The sequence below is a fragment of the Streptomyces sp. NBC_00335 genome (assembly GCF_036127095.1).
Taxonomy (GTDB): Bacteria; Actinomycetota; Actinomycetes; order Streptomycetales; family Streptomycetaceae; genus Streptomyces.
In genome coordinates this window covers 2,644,343-2,662,628 of the sequence record NZ_CP108006.1, presented here as the reverse complement: position 1 = coordinate 2,662,628, position 18,286 = coordinate 2,644,343, and the positions used below count along the sequence as shown (strand labels likewise).

Sequence of the window (18,286 nt, the reverse complement as noted above, 5' to 3'; positions counted from 1 at the left end):
GCCCGACAGGAGGGGGACTCCCTCAGGTTATCTGGCCGTTACCCGCCAGTAACGAACCCCCTTGTGCCCCGGCCGTGAATGGACCACGATCGGCGACGCTCGGTCCTTCCCGCAGAGCCGCTCATCCGGAGCCGCGGTGGAGGGTCCCCACCGGGCCGGCCGGTGGCAGTGGCACCGGCCGTGGGACAGGGGGGTCTCCGTCACATGGCGGGGCCTGTCCTCCAGGTTGCGCGAACGCGTGGCCAAGTGGTTGTCGCTCGGGGGTGAACGCCGGTGTACGGACGCGGCATTGCCGCGGCTCGGCCGCTCGCGCTCCTTCCCGAGGACGTAGCACTTCTCCCATCCCAGGACGGGCACCGCCCGGACCGGAGATGTACGTCCGAGAAGGAGGAACGAACATGATTTCCCAGATTCGTGGCGGGACCAGATGGAAGCGCTTCGCGCTCGTCATGGTGCCGAGCATCGCTGCCACGGCGGCGGTCGGAGTGGGTCTGGCGCAGGGTGCCCTCGCGGCGTCCTTCAGCGTCTCGGGCCAGGACTTCAAGGTTTCTGCCGACAAGCTCGACGGCAAGGACCTGATCCAGTACGGCGGCGTCGCCGAGGGCCACAACCTCGACGGCACGGCGGCGCACCACCCGGTCACCATCTCCGGGTTCAGCCACGCCGAGATCACCAACATGTGCCAGTCGCTGGTCACCCCGACGCCGCTCGGCAACATCACGCTGAAGCTGACGACGGGCACCAAGGCGGGCAAGCCCGCGGTGGCCGACAACATCTACCTGGATGTTGCGGAGCTCGACACCGACGCCGAGTTCACCAACCTGGACATCGGTGTCGCGGTCGGCGACGCGTCCCACAAGACCAAGCCGCAGGCCGGCACGGTCGCCAACAAGTACGCGTTCTCGCAGCGTGCGGACCGCGCGGTGCTGTCCAACGTGCGCCAGAAGGCGTGGGCGACGACGGCGGGCACCTTCAAGCTGCCCGACCTCAAGCTGCGCCTCCTCGGTGGCGACCAGCCCTGCTACTAGGACGAGAAGTAGTCGTTCCCGGTGCATAACCGGACGGGCGGGCGGTGTCGGCAGCCGTCGCCGTCGCCCGCCCGTCCGGGCTCCACATAGTTCTCAGTACCACCCGTTTCCAGGGAGCTGTTGTCCATGAACCCCCAGGCCCCGGTTTACGTGCGCGCCGAAGACGACGCCTGGCTTACCGCGGTGTACTACCGCTTCCACGCGTGGAGCGGTCACCGCCCCTTCTGGGCAGGTCTGTTCACGCTCCTCAGCGGTGCTCCGATCCTCTACTTCCCGTACGGGGACGTCCGTCTCGGCAACGTCACCCTCGCCATGGCGACGACGACCGGCGCCGGTTCGCTGATCATCGGTGTCCTCCTGGTCACGCTGGGGCTGACGCTCTGGTTCCAGCAGGGCGTACGGATCTTCGCGGGCGTCGCCTCGATCCTGCTCGGACTGGTGTCCATCCCGGTGTCGAACCTCGGCGGATTCGGTCTGGGCATCATCCTCGCCCTGACCGGCGGAGGCCTCGCGCTGTCGTGGGTGCCGGGCAAGCCGGCGGACGAGACCGACCTGAGGGACACCAGAGACCCGGCACACACCGTGAACCTGGGCAAGGCCGAGGCGATGGCGGGCCCCCACGGGGTCCCGGGACAGCGCGAAACGGAAACGACGGCATACGCGAGCGAGACGACTGCCCACGCCGATGGCGGGAGGAACAGTGCGGGGTGAACAAACGCAACGGGGCGAGGCTCCGGGTGCGGAGTCCCGTGAGAGGAAGGGCCCGCGCCACGCGGCGCCCAGGAAGTCGCTGCTGACCAAGATCCAGATACCCGTCGGCAAGACGATGGCGCTGGCCGCCATGCCGACCGCGGTCTTCGTCGGCATGAGCATGGCGCCGAAGCTGGCCGTGGCCGACGACAAGGACATCCCCTTCGCGCCCGGTCCGTGCGTGACGCGGTCCGACGAGCCCGCGGAGTCGGCTTCCCCGTCGCCGTCGAAGAAGCCTGCGAAGACCACCCCGTCCACGGCTCCGCAGACGACGCCCGCACCGGGCAAGTCGCCTACGGCGGTGCCTTCGCCGAGCGCGAGCCCGTCGGCGTCGCAGTCCGCCGCGAAGCCCGGCGTCATGCCGGCGGCGGTCCCTCCGGCCAAGACGACGAACCCGCTGGACCCGCTCGGTGTCGGCGAGGCGATCAAGGGTCTGGTCGACGAGCTCGGCAAGCCCCTCAGGGGTGCCACGGCGGCGCCGACCCCGACCCCGACCGCCACCGCGACCACCGCGCCGGACCCGGCGGCGGCCGCGATCCGCGATGCCGCCAAGACGGCAGGCGTCACGGTCTCGGAGCTCTCCGAGGAGGTCAAGGGCACCGCGACCACCCCCAAGGACGAGACGGGCAAGGCGAAGCCGAAGCCGGAAACGGCCACGGAGGGCGGCAAGAGCGGCAAGGGCAAGAACGGGAAGGAACCCTTCCCCTGCCCGACCTACGACGCCAAGGCCCTGGCCGCCGCCGAACTGGAGCAGGGCATCCCGCTGCTCCCGGACGAGCCCTGGTACCTGGACAGCTCGCTGCTGACCCTCTACGGCCTCGACTACGAGGGCATCGTCGAGGTGAAGACGGCGGGCGGCAAGACCAAGACCGTCCTGAAGTTCACGGCGGACTCGCTGGACATCAAGGACCTCTACCAGACGGTGGGCAAGGGCGCGCAGGTCGCCCACCTGAAGTCCCGTCCGGGCTCCACCTCGAAGATCCGCGGGGCCAAGGTGACGATGTACACCGAGAGCCTCAAGGGCAACCTCTTCGGGCTGATCCCGATCGAGTTCACGCCGAAGAGCCCGCCGCCCCTGAACGTCCCGTTCGCGTTCTTCACGAACGTCACGGTCGTCCAGGCCGGCCAGTTCGGCGGCACCCTGACCGTCCCGGGCCTCAAGAACTACATCGGCCCGGCGGAGTAGACGCGTACGGCCTCGCGCGGCCGCACGCACCGAGGGCGGCACCCGGATCCTCATCGGATCGGGGTGCCGCCCTCGGTCTCTGTGCGGCAGAGTCTTACGTGTGGAGCGGTGCGGCGGTGCGAGATCAGTCGCGGGCGCCGCTGCCCAGGTGGTGGACCCGGACCATGTTGGTCGTGCCCGGGACGCCGGGGGGCGAGCCGGCGGTGATGATCATGGTGTCGCCCTTGTTGTACCGCTTGAGCTTGAGCATCTCCACGTCCACCAGGTCGACCATGGAGTCAGTGTTGTCCACGTGCGGGACGACGTAGGACTCGACGCCCCAGCTCAGCGTGAGCTGGTTGCGGGTGCCCTCGTCGGTGGTGAAGGCCAGGATCGGCTGGTTCGTGCGGTAACGCGACAGGCGGCGGGCGGTGTCACCGGAGTGGGTGAAGGCGACCAGGGCCTTGCCGTCCAGGAAGTCCGCGATCTCGCAGGCCGCGCGGGCGACGGAGCCGCCCTGGGTACGGGGCTTCTTGCCCGGGACCAGCGGCTGCAGGCCCTTGGACAGGAGCTCCTCCTCGGCCGCCTCGACGATCCTCGACATCGTCTTGACGGTCTCGATCGGGTAGGCGCCGACCGAGGACTCGGCGGACAGCATGACCGCGTCCGCACCGTCGAGGATCGCGTTGGCGACGTCGGAGGCCTCCGCGCGCGTCGGGCGCGAGTTGGTGATCATCGACTCCATCATCTGGGTCGCGACGATCACCGGCTTGGCGTTGCGGCGGCACATCTCCACGAGGCGCTTCTGCACCATCGGGACCTTTTCGAGCGGGTACTCGACGGCGAGGTCGCCACGGGCGACCATGACCGCGTCGAAGGCCGCGACGACGCCCTCCATGTTGGCGACGGCCTGCGGCTTCTCGACCTTGGCGATGACGGGGACCCGGCGGCCCTCCTCGTCCATGACCTTGTGGACGTCCTTGACGTCGTTGGCGTCACGCACGAAGGAGAGGGCGACCATGTCGCAGCCCATCCGCAGCGCGAAGCGCAGGTCGTCGATGTCCTTTTCCGACAGGGCGGGGACGTTGACGGCGGCACCCGGCAGGTTGATGCCCTTGTGGTCCGAGATGACACCGCCCTCGATGACGATGGTCTTGACCCGGGGGCCCTCGACCTCGGTCACCCGGAGCTCGACGTTGCCGTCGTTGATCAGGACCTGGTCGCCCTTGGAGACGTCGCCCGGCAGACCCTTGTAGGTCGTGCCGCAGATCGACTTGTCACCCGGGACGTCTTCGGTGGTGATGGTGAACTCGTCACCGCGGACGAGCTCGACGGGACCCTCGGCGAAGGTCTCCAGGCGGATCTTCGGGCCCTGGAGGTCGGCGAGGACGCCGACGGCACGCCCGGTGTCCTCGGAGACCTTCCGGACGCGGTCGTACCGCTCCTGGTGTTCTGCCTGGGAGCCGTGGCTGAAGTTGAATCGGGCCACGTTCATACCGGCCTCTACGAGAGCTTTCAGCTGCTCGTAAGAGTCGACGGCGGGGCCCAGCGTGCAGACGATTTTGGAACGGCGCATGGAGCGGATCCTATCGGTTTGTTTCGTAGCGGAATATTCCGTCTGGCGGAAAGTCCAAAGTGACTACCGGGTAACCAGCGCGTACGTCTGGCTGGCGATCTCCAGTTCCTCGTCCGTCGGGACCACGGCCACGGCCACCCGGGCGTATTCCGCGGACACCAGGCGCGGCTCGGAGGACCGTACCGAGTTCGCCTCCAGGTCGAGCGCCAGGCCCAGTTCGGCCAGACCGGCCAGGGCCATCTCCCGGATGTCGGAGGAGTTCTCGCCCACGCCCGCGGTGAAGGCCACCGCGTCCACCCGGCCGAGTACCGCCGAGTAGGCGCCGATGTACTTCTTCAGACGGTGGATGTACGAGGCCAGCGCCAGCCGGGCGGAGGCGTCGCCCTCCGCCGCCCGCCGCTGGACCTCGCGCATGTCGTTGTCGCCGCACAGACCCAGCAGACCGCTCTTCTTGTTGAGCAGCGAGTCGATCTCGTCGATGGACATGCCCCCGACCCGGGCCAGGTGGAAGACGACGGCCGGGTCCAGATCGCCCGAGCGGGTGCCCATGACCAGGCCCTCCAGCGGGGTCAGCCCCATGGAGGTCTCCACGCACACCCCGCCGTGCACGGCCGAGGCCGAGGCGCCGTTGCCCAGGTGGAGCACGATCACGTTCACGTCCTCCTCGGCCTTGCCGAGGAGGCGGGCCGTGGCCCGGGCGACGTAGGCGTGCGAGGTGCCGTGGAACCCGTACCGCCGGATGGAGTACTTGTCGGCCGTCGCGGCGTCGATCGCGTACCGCGCCACGTGCTCCGGCATGGTCGAGTGGAAGGCCGTGTCGAAGACGGCGACCTGCGGCAGGTCGGGGCGCAGCTCCCGCGCCACCTCGATGCCGGTCACGTTCGCCGGGTTGTGCAGCGGGGCGAGCGGGATCAGGGCGCGGATCTCGGCCAGGACCGCGTCGTCGATCAGCGTCGGGTGCGTGAACTTCGTCCCGCCGTGCACCACCCGGTGGCCCACGGCCGCCAGCTCGGGCGAGTCCAGGCCCAGCCCGTCGGCGGCGAGCTCCGCCGCGACGGCCCGCAGCGCCGCCCCGTGGTCGGCGATCGGACCGTTCGTCACGCGCTTGCCGCCCGCGGCCCCCGGCCCGGTCAGCGGCTCGTGACTGAGCCGGGAGGTCTCCTCGCCGATGCGCTCCACCAGGCCGACCGCCAGGCGGGAGGAGTCCGCCATGTCGAGCAGCTGGTACTTCACCGACGAGGAGCCGGAGTTGAGGACGAGTACGCGCGATGCGGTCACGGTGAGGGTCTTTCCTTTGCGGTGGGGTCTCGGTGGGGGAGGGCTCAGCCGGCCACGGGCTCAGCGGCCACGGGCTCAGCCGGCCACGGGCTGGGACTGCGCCTGGATCGCGGTGATGGCCACGGTGGTGACGATGTCCTGGACCAGGGCGCCGCGCGAGAGGTCGTTGACGGGCTTGCGCAGACCCTGCAGCACCGGGCCGACCGCCACGGCGCCGGCCGAGCGCTGCACGGCCTTGTACGTGTTGTTGCCGGTGTTGAGGTCCGGGAAGATCAGCACCGTCGCGCGGCCGGCCACCTCGGACTCGGGCAGCTTGGTCGCGGCGACCGAGGGCTCCACGGCGGCGTCGTACTGGATCGGCCCCTCGATCAGCAGGTCGGGACGGAGCGCGCGGACGATCTCGGTGGCCTTGCGGACCTTGTCCACGTCCGCGCCCGTGCCGGAGGTGCCGGTGGAGTACGAGAGCATCGCGATCCGCGGCTCCAGGCCGAACGCGGCGGCGGTGGTGGCCGACTGGACGGCGATGTCGGCGAGCTGCTCGGCGTTGGGGTCCGGGTTCACGGCGCAGTCGCCGTACGCGAGGACCCTGTCGGCCAGGCACATGAAGAAGACCGAGGAGACGATGGACGCGTCGGGCTTGGTCTTGATGATCTCGAAGGCCGGGCGGATGGTGGCGGCGGTGGAGTGCACCGAACCGGAGACCATGCCGTCGGCGAGGCCCTCCTGGACCATCAGGGTGCCGAAGTAGTTGACGTCGGTGACCACGTCGTGGGCCAGCTCGACCGTCATGCCCTTGTGGGCGCGGGCCTTGGCGTAGTACTCGGCGAACCGTTCCCGCAGCGGGGAGGTGGCCGGGTCGATGAGCTGGGCGGCCGAGATGTCGATGCCCAGGTCGGCGGCCTTCTTCAGGATCGCCTGCTCCTCGCCCAGCAGGGTGAGGTCGCAGACCCCGCGGCGCAGCACCACGTCCGCGGCGCGCAGCACGCGCTCCTCGGTGCCCTCGGGGAGGACCACGCGGCGGCGCTCGGCCCGGGCCTGCTCCAGCAGCTGGTTCTCGAACATCATCGGGGTGACCCGCTCGGAGCGGGCCACCGAGAGCACCTCGCGCAGCTCGGCGGTGTTCACGTGGCGCTCGAACAGGCCGAGCGCGGTCTCCAGCTTGCGCGGGGTCGCGGAGTTCAGCCGGCTCTGCAGCGCGAAGAGTTCGGCGGCCGTCGGGAAGCTGTTGCCCGCCACCGAGACCACCGGGGTGCCCGGCGCCAGCTTGGAGGCCAGCGTCAGGATGTCCTTGCCCGGGCGCTCGTTCAGCGTCAGCAGCACGCCGGCGATCGGCGGGGTGCCGGAGGTGTGCGCGGCGAGCGCGCCGATGACCAGGTCGGAGCGGTCCCCGGGGGTGACGACCAGGCAGCCGGGGGTCAGGGCGTTGAGGAAGTTGGGCAGCATGGCCCCGCCGAAGACGAAGTCCAGGGCGTCGCGGGCCAGTCCGGCCTCGTCGCCGAGGAGGACCTCGCCGCCGAGCGCCCGGGTGATCTGGGCGACCGTCGGGGCGGACAGGTGCTTGTCGTCCGGCAGGACGTAGCAGGGCACGGGGAGTCTGGCGGCCAGGCGCTCGGCTATCGCGTCGCGGTCCTCGGGGGCCACCCGGTTGACGACCATCGCGCCCACGTGGCAGCCCAGGCTCTCGTACGCGCGGTAGGCGTTGCGGGTCTCGGCGCGCACGGCCTCGGCGGGGTGCTTGGTGCCGCCCACGACGGGGATGACCAGTGCGCCCAGCTCGTTGGCGAGGCGGGCGTTGAGCGCCAACTCGTCCGGGAGGTTGGTGTCGGCGTAGTCGGTGCCGAGGACCAGCATGACCTCGTAGTCGCGGGCCACCTTGTGATAGCGGCCCACGAGCTGGGAGACCAGTTCGTCGGTGCCCTTCTCGGCCAGGATGGCGGAGGCCTCGTGGTACTCCATGCCGTAGGCCGTCGAGGCGTCCTGCTCGATCCGGTACCGGCCCTTGAGCAGGTCGAAGAGCCGGTCGGGCCCGTCGTGCAGCAGGGGGCGGTACACGCCGACCCGGCCGGTCTGGCGGGTCAGGAGCTCCATGATGCCCAGCTCGACGACCTGGCGGCCGTCCCCCCGCTCGATACCCGTCACGTACACGCTGCGCGTCACGCGTGCTCTCCGTCCCAATTCGACTCGGTTGTCCCAGTAAATATGGGGTTGACCTCTTGACAATACCCCTGTGATTCCGTAGGTCGCCCGCCGGGAGAAGGGCCTGTCCGAGGGGGTCGAAAGGCCCTGGGGGCACCCCGCGGGCGCAGTGCCACGGAGCGCGCTCCACCCGGGGCCCATGGAACAATCGGACAGGCTTCACCAATACGCCCTTCATAAGGCACCTCATATGTACGTCGTCGGCTGGACGCCCGCACGCGAACGGCCAGGTACGACCAGGAGCAGGAGACACAGCACGATGCGTATCGGAGTTCTCACCGCAGGCGGCGACTGCCCGGGCCTCAACGCTGTCATCCGGTCGGTCGTACACCGCGCCGTGGTCGGGCACGGGGACGAGGTCATCGGCTTCGAGGACGGCTTCAAGGGCCTCCTCGACGGCAACTACCGCCCCCTCGACATCAACGCCGTCAGCGGCATCCTCGCCCGCGGCGGCACGATCCTCGGATCGGCCCGCATGGAGCGCGCACGCCTCCACGAAGCGGCCGAGAACGCCGCCGAACTGGCCAAGCGCTACGGCATCGACGCCCTGATCCCGATCGGCGGCGAGGGCACCCTGACGGCCGCCCGGATGCTGTCGGACGCCGGCATGCCGGTCGTCGGCGTCCCGAAGACCATCGACAACGACATCTCCTCCACCGACCGCACCTTCGGCTTCGACACCGCCGTCATGGTCGCCACGGAGGCCATCGACCGCCTCAAGACCACCGCCGAATCGCACCAGCGCGTCATGGTCGTCGAGGTCATGGGCCGGCACGCGGGCTGGATCGCCCTGGAATCGGGCATGGCCGGCGGCGCCCACGGCATCTGCCTGCCGGAGCGCCCCTTCGAGGTGGACGCCCTGGTCAAGATGGTGGAGGAACGGTTCGCCCGCGGCAAGAAGTTCGCCGTCATCTGCGTGGCCGAGGGCGCGCACCCCGGCGAGGGCTCCATGCCGTACGAGAAGGGCGCGATCGACCAGTACGGCCACGAGCGCTTCGCCGGCATCGGCAACCGCCTCGCCGTCGAGCTGGAGCGGCGCCTGGGCAAGGAAGCCCGCCCGGTCATCCTCGGTCACGTCCAGCGCGGCGGCACCCCCACCGCCTACGACCGCGTCCTCGCGACCCGCTTCGGCTGGCACGCGGTCGAGGGCGTCCACCGCGGCGACTTCGGCAACATGACCGCCCTGCGCGGCACCGACATCGTCATGGCCCCGCTGGCCGACGCCGTCACCGAGCTGAAGACCGTCCCCGAGGAGCGCATGTACGAGGCCGAGTCCGTCTTCTGACCGTCCCGGCGGCCGGGACTTCCGTCACCGGTCCGGCCGCCGAAAGGCCCGGCCGGCATCGCCGCCGACCGGCCCCGGGGGCGGGACCCCCGCCCCGACTTCGAGCGCCGAAAGGCCCCGACCGCGTCCTCGTCCGGACGGCGGTCGGGGCCTTTCCCGTAGGGAGCCCGCGGGCGGAATGTGTCCTACGACGCACCCCCCGCGAGGTACCAGAACCGCTCCACGATGTCGCTGAGGTACTCACGTCCCGAGTCGCCGCTGCCGGCCTCGCCCTGACCCGTGCCCCAGCTCAGGGTCGCCACCATCCGCGACTGGTACTCGGCGTGCAGCTGCTCCAGCACCCGCTCCAGGTGCGCCTTGGGCACCGGAAGCAGCTTGGACAGCGGCTTCGCGTACGCCTGCCAGCGCGTGGTCACCGCGCTGCGCAGCAGCTCGGCCAGCTCCTCGTGCTTGCCGGTCGCCGTCACGAACTGGGCCAGCGTCAGCCCCAGGGCCGTCGCCAGCGCGGCGGACTGCCGCTCGTTGCCCTTCCAGCGGCCGGTGTCCTCCATCTTCTGGTACGCACCCGCCTCCACCCCGACCCGGCGGGCCAGGTCATCGGCGGCCAGGCCCCGGGCGATGCGGTGCTCCCGCAGGGTGACGGGCTCCGCGAGCAGCTCGCCGGGGGAACACCAGAGCACGCCGGCCAGAGCGGTGACCTCGGGGGAGGTGGGCGAAATCTCGCCACGCTCCCACGCCATCACGGTCTCGGGAGTGACGAGCAGTCCGTACTGGGCGCGCAGGCCATAGGCGACATGACCGGGAGCCATGCCCAGGGCAGCGCGGAGACGACGCGCGGCGGGGGCATTGAAAGGGGGGCTGGAGTGCACATGGCACACCGTAGGAGTGGCCGAGGCTCGGCGACTACAGACCAATCAAACAAGCCCATAACTCGTAGGAACGTCCTACGGAGTAAAGGAGTTTGGACGGTTTTCCCTGCGACTGTCCGGTAATCGGATCGATCTGTCACGCGCAGGTGATCCACTTCCCAGCGTACGGTTCCGGCCGCCCCCGGCGATAGCCCTGTGCGTGATCCCTCTCACAGGAGCGGAAGGACCCGAACCGGCCACCGGACCGCTCCGTGCTCCATGAGGCGGAGGCCCTCGCTCACGGGGGTGGCGAGGGCCTCCGCGACCCCCTCTCCGGGGGCCGGAAGAATCCCGGCGGCTACCGCCGCGGCATCGGACCGAGCCAGACCGTCGCCAGGGGCGGGAGGGTCAGGCGCAGGCTCGCCGCGCGGCCCTGGGCGGGGACCGGTTCGGGGCGCAGGGGCTGGGTGTGGTGGACGCCGCTGCCGCCGTAGAGCTGCTGGTCGGTGTTGAGGACCTCCCGCCACAGCGGGACCTCCTCCGGGACGCCGATCCGGTACCCGTGCCGGACCACCGGCGAGAAGTTCGAGACGCACAGCAGCTGCGAGCCGTCCTGCGCGAAGCGGAGGAAGGCGAAGACGTTGTCCTCCGCCGCGTCCGCCTCCACCCACGCGAACCCCTCCGGCACCGTGTCCCGCTCCCACAGGGCCGGAGCCGCCCGGTAGGTGCGGTTCAGGTCGCCCACGAGGCTGCGTACGCCCCGGTGGTCACCGGCCGCCGCGTACGAGGAGTCCAGCAGCCACCAGTCGGGGCCGTACGTCTCGGACCACTCCGAACCCTGCGCGAACTCCTGCCCCATGAAGAGCAGCTGCTTGCCCGGGTGGGCCCACATGAAGCCCAGGTACGCCCGGTGCGCCGCCCGCTGCTGCCACCAGTCTCCGGGCATCTTCGACACCAGCGAGCCCTTGCCGTGCACCACCTCGTCGTGGGAGATCGGCAGCACGTAGTTCTCGCTGAACGCGTAGACCATCCCGAAGGTCATGTCGTGGTGGTGGTACTTGCGGTGCACCGACTCCTTCGACGCGTAGCGCAGGGTGTCGTGCATCCAGCCCATGTTCCACTTCAGGCCGAAGCCGAGCCCGCCCGCGTCGGTGGGCTGGGTGACGCCCGGCCACGCCGTGGACTCCTCGGCGATCGTCACCACGCCCGGGCAGCGCCGGTAGACGGTGGCGTTCATCTCCTGGAGGAAGGCCATCGCGTCCAGGTTCTCCCGCCCGCCGTGCTCGTTGGGCGTCCACTCGCCGTCCTTGCGCGAGTAGTCGAGGTAGAGCATCGAGGCCACCGCGTCCACGCGCAGCCCGTCCACGTGGAACTCCTGGCACCAGTACACGGCGTTGGCCACGAGGAAGTTGCGGACCTCCCGGCGCCCGTAGTCGAACTCCAGCGTCCCCCAGTCCGGGTGCGCGGCCCGCTGCGGGTCGTGGTGCTCGTACAGCGGCCGGCCGTCGAACTCGGCGAGCGCCCAGTCGTCGCGCGGGAAGTGCGCCGGCACCCAGTCGACGATCACCCCGATCCCGGCCCGGTGCAGCGCGTCCACCAGGAAGCGGAAGTCGTCCGGGGTGCCCATCCGCGAGGTCGGCGCGAAGAAGCCGGTGACCTGGTAGCCCCAGGAGCCGCCGAAGGGGTGCTCGGCGACCGGCATCAGCTCCACGTGCGTGAAGCCGAGCTCCGTCACGTACGCCGGGAGCTGCTCGGCCAGCTGGCGGTAGGAGAGGCCGGGCCGCCAGGACGCCAGGTGCAGCTCGTACACCGAGAAGGGGGCCTGGTGGGGCGGGCGCTCCCCGCGCGAGGCCATCCAGTCGGCGTCCTGCCAGACGTAGGAGGAGGCCGTCACCACCGAGGCGTTCGCCGGCGGGACCTCGGCGTGCTTGGCCATCGGGTCGGCGCGCAGGGTGTGCGAGCCGTCCGGGCGGGTGATGTCGTACTTGTACAGGGCGCCCTCGCCGACGCCGGGCAGGAACAGCTCCCACACGCCGGTCGCCCCGAGCGAGCGCATCGGGTAGGCGACCGAGTCCCAGTACGAGAAGTCCCCGCTGACCCGGACCCCCTGCGCGTTCGGCGCCCACACCGTGAACCGGGTGCCCGCCACGCCCTGGTGCTCCATCGGCTCCGAGCCGAGCGCCGTCCACAGCTCCTCGTGCCGGCCCTCGCCGATCAGGTGCAGGTCGAGCTCGCCGAGCGCGGGCAGGAACCGGTAGGGGTCGTGGACCTCCACCTCGTCGCTGTCGTACGTCACCAGCAGCCGGTAGTCCGGCACCCCGGTCAGCGGCAGCAGCCCGGCGAACAGCCCGTCGCCCTCTTCCAGGAGCTCGGCCCGCAGCCCCTTGGCGACGATGGTCACCGCCTTCGCGTACGGACGCAGCACCCGGAAGGACACCCCGCCCCGCTGGGTGCGGGCCCCGAGCACCGCGTGCGGATCGTGGTGGCGGCCCTCCAGCAGCCGGGCCCGCTCCTGCGCGCCCAGCGCCGGCACCGGCCGGACCCCGCGCGGCGGGGCCGCCTTCCGGGCCCTGGGGGCCCGGGGCTTCTTCACGCCCGTTTCGGTGGAGGCGCCGGCGGCGCCGGAAACGGCGGTCTGGGCTTCGTCGCGGACGGGCGGTGACGGCTGTCGTGCGGCGCTCACGCGAGCGGCCTCCTCGGGGGCTTCGGGTGGTGGGGGGTGGTGGATCCGGGGACGGGGGGATGCGTGCGGTGGGAGGGGGGACGCTGTGGCTCCGACAGCCGCCGGATCGCCGCCATCGGCACGTGCAGCCAGTCGGGCCGGTGCCGGGACTCGTAGCGGGCCTCGTACACCGCCTTGTCGGTCTCGTAGGCGCGCAGCAGGACGGGGTCCTCGCGCGGGTCCCGGCCGGTCGTGCGGGCGTAGCCCTCGCAGAAGGCGGCCCGGCAGTCGTCCGCCCAGGCGGGGGCGAACGGCCGGTGCGAGCGGGCCGCGTAGTCGAAGGAGCGCAGTATTCCGGCGATGTCCCGGACCGCCGGTTCGGGACGGCGCCGGTCGGCCAGCGGCCGGGCCGGCTCGCCCTCGAAGTCGATCAGCGCCCAGCTGCCGTCCAGGGTGCGCAGGGTCTGGCCCAGGTGCAGGTCCCCGTGGATCCGCTGGGCGGACACCCCGGCCCCGCGGGAGGCGGCCAGCGCGTCGAAGGCCCCGCGCAGCCCCGCCTCGTAGGGACGCAGGGCCGGTACCTCGCGGGCGGTGGCGGCGAGCCGGGCCGTCATCCCGGCGGCGAGGCGGGCCGTCTGCTCCGGGCCCAGCGCGACGGTGGGCAGGGCCCCGGCCAGCGCGCTGTGCACCTCGGCGGTGGCCCGGCCCAGCGCGTGCGCCTCGGCGGTGAAGTCGGCTCCGGTGCGCAGCCGGTGCAGCGCGAGCTGCCAGCCGTCGTCGGAGCCGCGCAGGTACGGCTGGAGCACGCCCAGGGTCAGCGGTTCGGAGCCGGGCAGCTCGGCCTCGTACCAGGCGACCGGCGCGGGCACCCGGGTGCAGCCGGCCGCGGCCAGGGCCCGGGGCAGCTCCAGGTCGGGGTTCACCCCGGGGCCGACCCGTCTGAAGATCTTCAGGATGTACGAATCCCCGTAGATCAGCGAGGAGTTGGTCTGTTCCCCGGACAGCGGCCGGGGTGTGGGTGCCTCGGGGATCACGGCGGCCGGATCCCGGTCGAAGCGCAGCGGGCCCAGGGTGCCGGGGGAGCGCAGCCGCTCCAGCAGCAGCGAGGCGAGCCGCGGATCGCCCAGCCCTTCGTAGACCGACTGGCCGGCGTACGGGCCCTGCTCGGCGCGGCCGATCAGCGCGGGCGCCAGGGCCGGCGGCAGTGGGCTCGGGCGGACGCCGAGCAGGAGCTGGTAGCAGTCCCCGTCGACGTCGAGCAGCAGGTGCAGCAGTCCGGGGGCGGCCCCGGGCGGGAGCAGTTCGGCCGCCGAGATGGTCCTGAGCCGCCCGATGGCACGGCCCTTGCCCGCGAACCAGCGCTGCGCGGGCAGCCAGGCCCGCAGCATCGGCTCCAGTGGGCCGAGCCCGAGCCCGAGCCCGGTTGCCCGGTCGGCGGTGAGCCGATCCCGGGCGGATGCAGCCTCCGACATGGCGTCGCGTCCTTTCCCCGGGCCGTCAAGAATGCGCAGAGTGTCCCGGATCGTGCTGATTGCTTCTCCGGTGTGAGCGAGTGTCGGGTCAGAAAGGTCCGTACAGGGGCGGGCGATTGACCCATTCGCCCGCCCTCGTGCACCTCGTGCGTCGTCACCGCGAGCGGGTCTTCACTCCGAGCGCAGGCGGAACCAGTAGAAGCCGTGGCCCGCCAGGGTCAGCAGGTACGGCCATTCGCCGATCGGCGGGAAGCGGACGTCGCCGGTGAGTTCCACCGGGACCCGCCCGTTGAACGACCGCAGGTCCAGCTCGGTGGGCTGCGCGAAGCGCGAGAAGTTGTGCACGCACAGCACCAGGTCGTCCCCGTACTCACGGAGGAAGGCCAGCACCGCCGGGTTGGTCGACGGCAGTTCGGTGTACGAGCCGAGTCCGAAGGCCGGGTTGGCCTTGCGGACCTCGATCATCCGGCGGGTCCAGTGCAGCAGCGAAGACGGTGATGCCATCGCCGCTTCGACATTGGTCACCTGGTACCCGTGGACCGGGTCCATGATGACCGGCAGGTTCAGCCTGCCCGGATCGCACGAGGAGAAACCGGCGTTGCGGTCCGGGGTCCACTGCATCGGCGTGCGCACGCCGTCGCGGTCGCCGAGCCAGATGTTGTCGCCCATGCCGATCTCGTCGCCGTAGTACAGCACCGGCGAACCGGGCAGCGACAGCAGCAGGGCGGTGAACAGCTCCATCTGGTTGCGGTCGTTGTCCAGCAGGGGGGCGAGCCGGCGCCGGATGCCGATGTTGGCCCGCATCCGCGGGTCCTTGGCGTACTCGGCGTACATGTAGTCGCGCTCTTCGTCCGTGACCATTTCGAGCGTGAGCTCGTCGTGGTTGCGCAGGAAGATGCCCCACTGGCAGCGGTCCGGGATCGCCGGGGTCTTCGCCAGGATTTCGGAGACGGGGTAGCGGGACTCTCTTCGCACCGCCATGAAGATGCGCGGCATGACGGGGAAGTGGAAGGCCATGTGGCACTCGTCCCCGCCCTTCTGGAAGTCCCCGAAGTAGTCGACGACGTCCTCGGGCCACTGGTTGGCCTCGGCGAGCAGCACCGTGTCCGGGTAGTGCGCGTCGATCTCGGCGCGGACCGCCTTGAGGAGGGTGTGCGTGCGCGGCAGGTTCTCGCAGTTGGTGCCCTCCTCGGCGTACAGGTAGGGCACGGCGTCGAGGCGGAAGCCGTCGATGCCGAGGTCGAGCCAGAAGCGCAGCGCGGAGACGATCTCCTCGACCACGGCCGGGTTCTCGTAGTTGAGGTCCGGCTGGTGGGAGAAGAACCGGTGCCAGTAGTACTGCTTGCGGACCGGGTCGTACGTCCAGTTCGACGTCTCGGTGTCGACGAAGATGATGCGGGCGTCCTGGAACTGCTTGTCGTTGTCGGCCCACATGTAGTAGTCGCCGTAGGGCCCGTCCGGGTCCTTGCGGGACTGCTGGAACCACTCGTGCTGATCGCTCGTGTGGTTCATCACGAAGTCGATGATCACCCGCATGCCGCGGGTGTGCGCCGCGTCCACGAACTCCACGAAGTCGGCGAGGTCGCCGAATTCGGGCAGCACTGAGGTGTAGTCGGCGACGTCGTAGCCCCCGTCGCGCAGGGGGGAGGCGAAGAACGGCGGGAGCCACAGGCAGTCGACGCCGAGCCACTGGAGGTAGTCCAGTTTGGCGGTGAGCCCCTTGAGGTCACCCACGCCGTCGCCGTTGCTGTCGTGGAAGGACCGTACGAGGACCTCGTAGAAGACCGCCCGCTTGAACCAGTCGGGATCGCGGTCCTTGGCGGGGGTGTCCTCGAAGGTGTCGGGGACGGGATCGTTGATCATCATGAGATGGGTGACCCTCCGGTGGGCGGGGACGGTCGCAGAGCCGCCAGAACGTGCGCGGGCGTGCGGCCCGGTTCCAGGCGCACGTAGTTGGCCCTGCCCCAGTGATAGGTCTCGCCGGTGAGCTCGTCGCGCACCGCGAGGGACCCGTGCCAGTCGAGGCCGAGTACCGGCATGTCCAACGAGACCGTCGCCTCCTGGGTGTGGTGCGGATCGAGGTTGACGACCACCAGTACGGAATTGCTCCCCGCGTGCTTCGAATAGGCGATCACCTGTTCGTTGTCGGTCGGGTGGAAATGGATGTCGCGCAGCTGCTGGAGCGCCGGGTTGCGGCGGCGCAGCCGGTTCAGGGAGGTGATCAGCGGGGCGATGGAGCGGCCCTCGCGGTCGGCGGCGGCCCAGTCGCGCGGGCGCAGCTCGTACTTCTCGGAGTTCAGGTACTCCTCGCTGCCCTCCTTGACCGGGGTGTTCTCGCAGAGCTCGTAGCCGGCGTAGACCCCCCAGGTGGGGGAGAGCGTGGCGGCGAGGACGGCGCGGATCTCGAAGGCGGGGCGGCCGCCGTGCTGAAGGTATGCGTGCAGGATGTCGGGGGTGTTGACGAAGAAATTCGGCCGCATGACGGAGGCGGAGGCGGTGTCCGCGAGCTCGGTCACGTACTCGGTCAGCTCGGCCTTGGTGTTGCGCCAGGTGAAGTACGTGTAGGACTGCTGGAAGCCGACGGCGGCCAGCGCCCGCATCATCGCCGGGCGGGTGAAGGCCTCGGCGAGGAAGATCACGTCGGGGTCGGACTTGTTGATATCCGCGATCACCTTCTGCCAGAAGACCACCGGCTTGGTGTGCGGGTTGTCGACCCGGAAGATCCGGACGCCGTGCTCCATCCAGTGCCGCAGGATCCGCACCGTCTCCTCGACGATGCCGGCCATGTCGGAGTCGAAGTGGATGGGGACGATGTCCTGGTACTTCTTCGGCGGGTTCTCCGCGTACGCGATCGTCCCGTCGGCGCGGTGGCGGAACCACTCCGGGTGCTTCTCCACCCACGGGTGGTCCGGGGAGCACTGCAGGGCGAAGTCGAGCGCCACCTCGATGCGCAGCTCGCGGGCCTTGGCGACGAAGGCGTCGAAGTCCTCCAGGGTGCCGAGCTCCGGGTGGACCGCGTCGTGGCCGCCCTCGGTGGAGCCGATGGCCCAGGGCACGCCCGGATCCCAACTCCCGGCGGACAGCGTGTTGTTCGGGCCCTTGCGGTAGGTGCTCCCGATCGGGTGGATGGGCGGCAGGTACACCACGTCGAAGCCCATCGCGGCGACCGCCGGCAGCCGCTCCGCGGCGGTGCGGAAGGTTCCGCTGACGGGAGCCCCGCCGGGCTCCAGCACCGCCCCCTCCGACCGGGGGAACATCTCGTACCAGGACCCGAAGAGGGCCCGCTTGCGCTCGATCAGCAGCGGCAGCGGCTTGGAGGCCGTCACCAGCTCCCGGAGCGGGCGCTTCGCGAGCAGCGCGTCGATCCGCGGGCCGAGGGCGGCGGCGTACCGCTCGGCGACGGGCCGGTCCTCGTCGCGCATCACGTCGGCGGCGGCCAGCACGTGCTCGCGGCCGTCCCGCTTGGGGATCTTGGCGGCGGCCCGCTCGTAGAGCTCGGCGCCCTCCAGGAGGGTGAGCCCGGTGTCGATCCCGGCCGGGATCTTCACCGCCGCGTGGGCCCGCCAGGTGCCCACCGGGTCGCTCCACGCCTCGACGGTGTAGGTCCACTTCCCCTCGACCTCGGCGGACACCCGCGCCCCCCACCGGTCGGTGCCGGGAGCGAGCTCGGACAGGGGCACGGGGGGCCGCAGCCGCCCGCTCGGATCTCGGAGCACGACATGGGCCGCCACGGCGTCGTGCCCCTCGCGGAACACGGTGGCGGAAATCTCGAAGACCTCGTCCACGACCGCCTTGGCGGGTCTGACGCCGCAGTCGACGGCGGGGCGGACGTCCAGCACGGGAATGCGACCGATCATGATGGGATCACCTGGGGGCAGTTCGCAGGGCTCGGTGACAACAGGCCAGCCGGCAAGGCAGCTGGTAGTGCACGCTCTGTTCGCTCTGTTTCTAGCCGCTCGGAAGACGGCTGGGCTGCGGGCATGGCCGCTCCTGTCCGCGTTCACTCGGGTGGCGGGGAGGCGGTTC

General features: G+C 70.7%; 12 protein-coding genes. 4 read left to right on the top strand and 8 right to left on the bottom strand.

Annotated features, from left to right (window positions below; translation table 11 throughout):
• Positions 1–398: 398 nt before the first annotated feature.
• The 3 genes from OHA37_RS11625 to OHA37_RS11615 all read left to right on the top strand — a co-directional run bounded on the left by OHA37_RS11625 (position 399) and on the right by OHA37_RS11615 (position 2,964).
• Positions 399–1,028 carry a DUF6230 family protein gene (locus tag OHA37_RS11625; RefSeq protein ID WP_266904350.1) on the top strand — a complete coding sequence of 210 codons (630 nt, stop codon included), beginning with the start codon at positions 399–401 and terminating at the stop codon, positions 1,026–1,028.
• 126 nt (positions 1,029–1,154) lie between these two features.
• On the top strand, positions 1,155–1,739 hold the full coding sequence (locus OHA37_RS11620; RefSeq protein ID WP_266904348.1) for a DUF6114 domain-containing protein: 585 nt from the start codon (positions 1,155–1,157) through the stop codon (positions 1,737–1,739).
• Positions 1,729–2,964, top strand: coding sequence for a hypothetical protein (locus OHA37_RS11615; protein ID WP_266904346.1), 1,236 nt, complete (start codon positions 1,729–1,731; stop codon positions 2,962–2,964). Before OHA37_RS11620 ends, OHA37_RS11615 begins: the two co-directional genes overlap by 11 nt.
• Before the next feature lie 124 nt (positions 2,965–3,088).
• Here the strand turns inward: OHA37_RS11615 and pyk are convergent, their stop codons facing one another.
• The 3 genes from pyk to pta form a co-directional block, all read right to left on the bottom strand.
• Entirely contained in the window at positions 3,089–4,519 is a 1,431-nt protein-coding gene (gene pyk, locus OHA37_RS11610; RefSeq protein ID WP_266904344.1) for a pyruvate kinase, read from the bottom strand.
• A 63-nt stretch (positions 4,520–4,582) separates the two neighbouring features.
• Positions 4,583–5,797 carry an acetate/propionate family kinase gene (locus OHA37_RS11605; protein WP_266904342.1) on the bottom strand — a complete coding sequence of 405 codons (1,215 nt, stop codon included), beginning with the start codon at positions 5,795–5,797 and terminating at the stop codon, positions 4,583–4,585.
• Positions 5,798–5,872: 75 nt separating this feature from the next.
• A complete protein-coding gene (pta, locus tag OHA37_RS11600; protein ID WP_266904340.1) occupies positions 5,873–7,954 on the bottom strand; it encodes a phosphate acetyltransferase in 2,082 nt (693 codons plus the stop codon).
• 298 nt (positions 7,955–8,252) lie between these two features.
• Between pta and OHA37_RS11595 the strand changes: the two genes are divergently transcribed.
• On the top strand, positions 8,253–9,278 hold the full coding sequence (locus tag OHA37_RS11595; RefSeq protein ID WP_266904338.1) for an ATP-dependent 6-phosphofructokinase: 1,026 nt from the start codon (positions 8,253–8,255) through the stop codon (positions 9,276–9,278).
• Between the two features lie 185 nt (positions 9,279–9,463).
• Here OHA37_RS11595 and OHA37_RS11590 read toward each other — a convergent pair whose 3' ends face one another.
• The 5 genes from OHA37_RS11590 to OHA37_RS11570 all read right to left on the bottom strand — a co-directional run bounded on the left by OHA37_RS11590 (position 9,464) and on the right by OHA37_RS11570 (position 18,117).
• The gene (locus OHA37_RS11590) at positions 9,464–10,087 is read right to left on the bottom strand and encodes a helix-turn-helix domain-containing protein (protein WP_266904336.1); all 624 of its coding nucleotides are present in this window, start codon (positions 10,085–10,087) and stop codon (positions 9,464–9,466) included.
• Between the two features lie 397 nt (positions 10,088–10,484).
• Positions 10,485–12,809 carry a 1,4-alpha-glucan branching enzyme gene (gene glgB, locus OHA37_RS11585; RefSeq protein WP_323182326.1) on the bottom strand — a complete coding sequence of 775 codons (2,325 nt, stop codon included), beginning with the start codon at positions 12,807–12,809 and terminating at the stop codon, positions 10,485–10,487.
• The gene (locus tag OHA37_RS11580; protein WP_266904334.1) at positions 12,806–14,260 is read right to left on the bottom strand and encodes a maltokinase N-terminal cap-like domain-containing protein; all 1,455 of its coding nucleotides are present in this window, start codon (positions 14,258–14,260) and stop codon (positions 12,806–12,808) included. Before OHA37_RS11580 ends, glgB begins: the two co-directional genes overlap by 4 nt.
• Positions 14,261–14,431: 171 nt before the next feature.
• Positions 14,432–16,126: a maltose alpha-D-glucosyltransferase gene (gene treS / locus OHA37_RS11575; RefSeq protein WP_266904332.1), complete on the bottom strand. Its 1,695-nt coding sequence runs from the start codon at positions 16,124–16,126 to the stop codon at positions 14,432–14,434.
• A complete protein-coding gene (locus OHA37_RS11570) occupies positions 16,123–18,117 on the bottom strand; it encodes an alpha-1,4-glucan--maltose-1-phosphate maltosyltransferase (RefSeq protein WP_266904329.1) in 1,995 nt (664 codons plus the stop codon). Before OHA37_RS11570 ends, treS begins: the two co-directional genes overlap by 4 nt.
• Positions 18,118–18,286 lie beyond the last annotated feature (169 nt).

What these genes read in the sequence shown, in the direction of transcription:
- OHA37_RS11625 (WP_266904350.1), top strand. Translation starts at nt 399, where the DNA reads ATGATTTCCCAGATTCGTGGCGGGACCAGATGGAAGCGCTTCGCGCTC.
- pyk (WP_266904344.1), bottom strand. Translation starts at nt 4,519, where the DNA reads ATGCGCCGTTCCAAAATCGTCTGCACGCTGGGCCCCGCCGTCGACTCT.
- OHA37_RS11590 (WP_266904336.1), bottom strand. Translation starts at nt 10,087, where the DNA reads ATGGCTCCCGGTCATGTCGCCTATGGCCTGCGCGCCCAGTACGGACTG.
- OHA37_RS11580 (WP_266904334.1), bottom strand. Translation starts at nt 14,260, where the DNA reads ATGTCGGAGGCTGCATCCGCCCGGGATCGGCTCACCGCCGACCGGGCA.
- OHA37_RS11595 (WP_266904338.1), top strand. Translation starts at nt 8,253, where the DNA reads ATGCGTATCGGAGTTCTCACCGCAGGCGGCGACTGCCCGGGCCTCAAC.
- OHA37_RS11570 (WP_266904329.1), bottom strand. Translation starts at nt 18,117, where the DNA reads ATGATCGGTCGCATTCCCGTGCTGGACGTCCGCCCCGCCGTCGACTGC.
- OHA37_RS11620 (WP_266904348.1), top strand. Translation starts at nt 1,155, where the DNA reads ATGAACCCCCAGGCCCCGGTTTACGTGCGCGCCGAAGACGACGCCTGG.
- treS (WP_266904332.1), bottom strand. Translation starts at nt 16,126, where the DNA reads ATGATGATCAACGATCCCGTCCCCGACACCTTCGAGGACACCCCCGCC.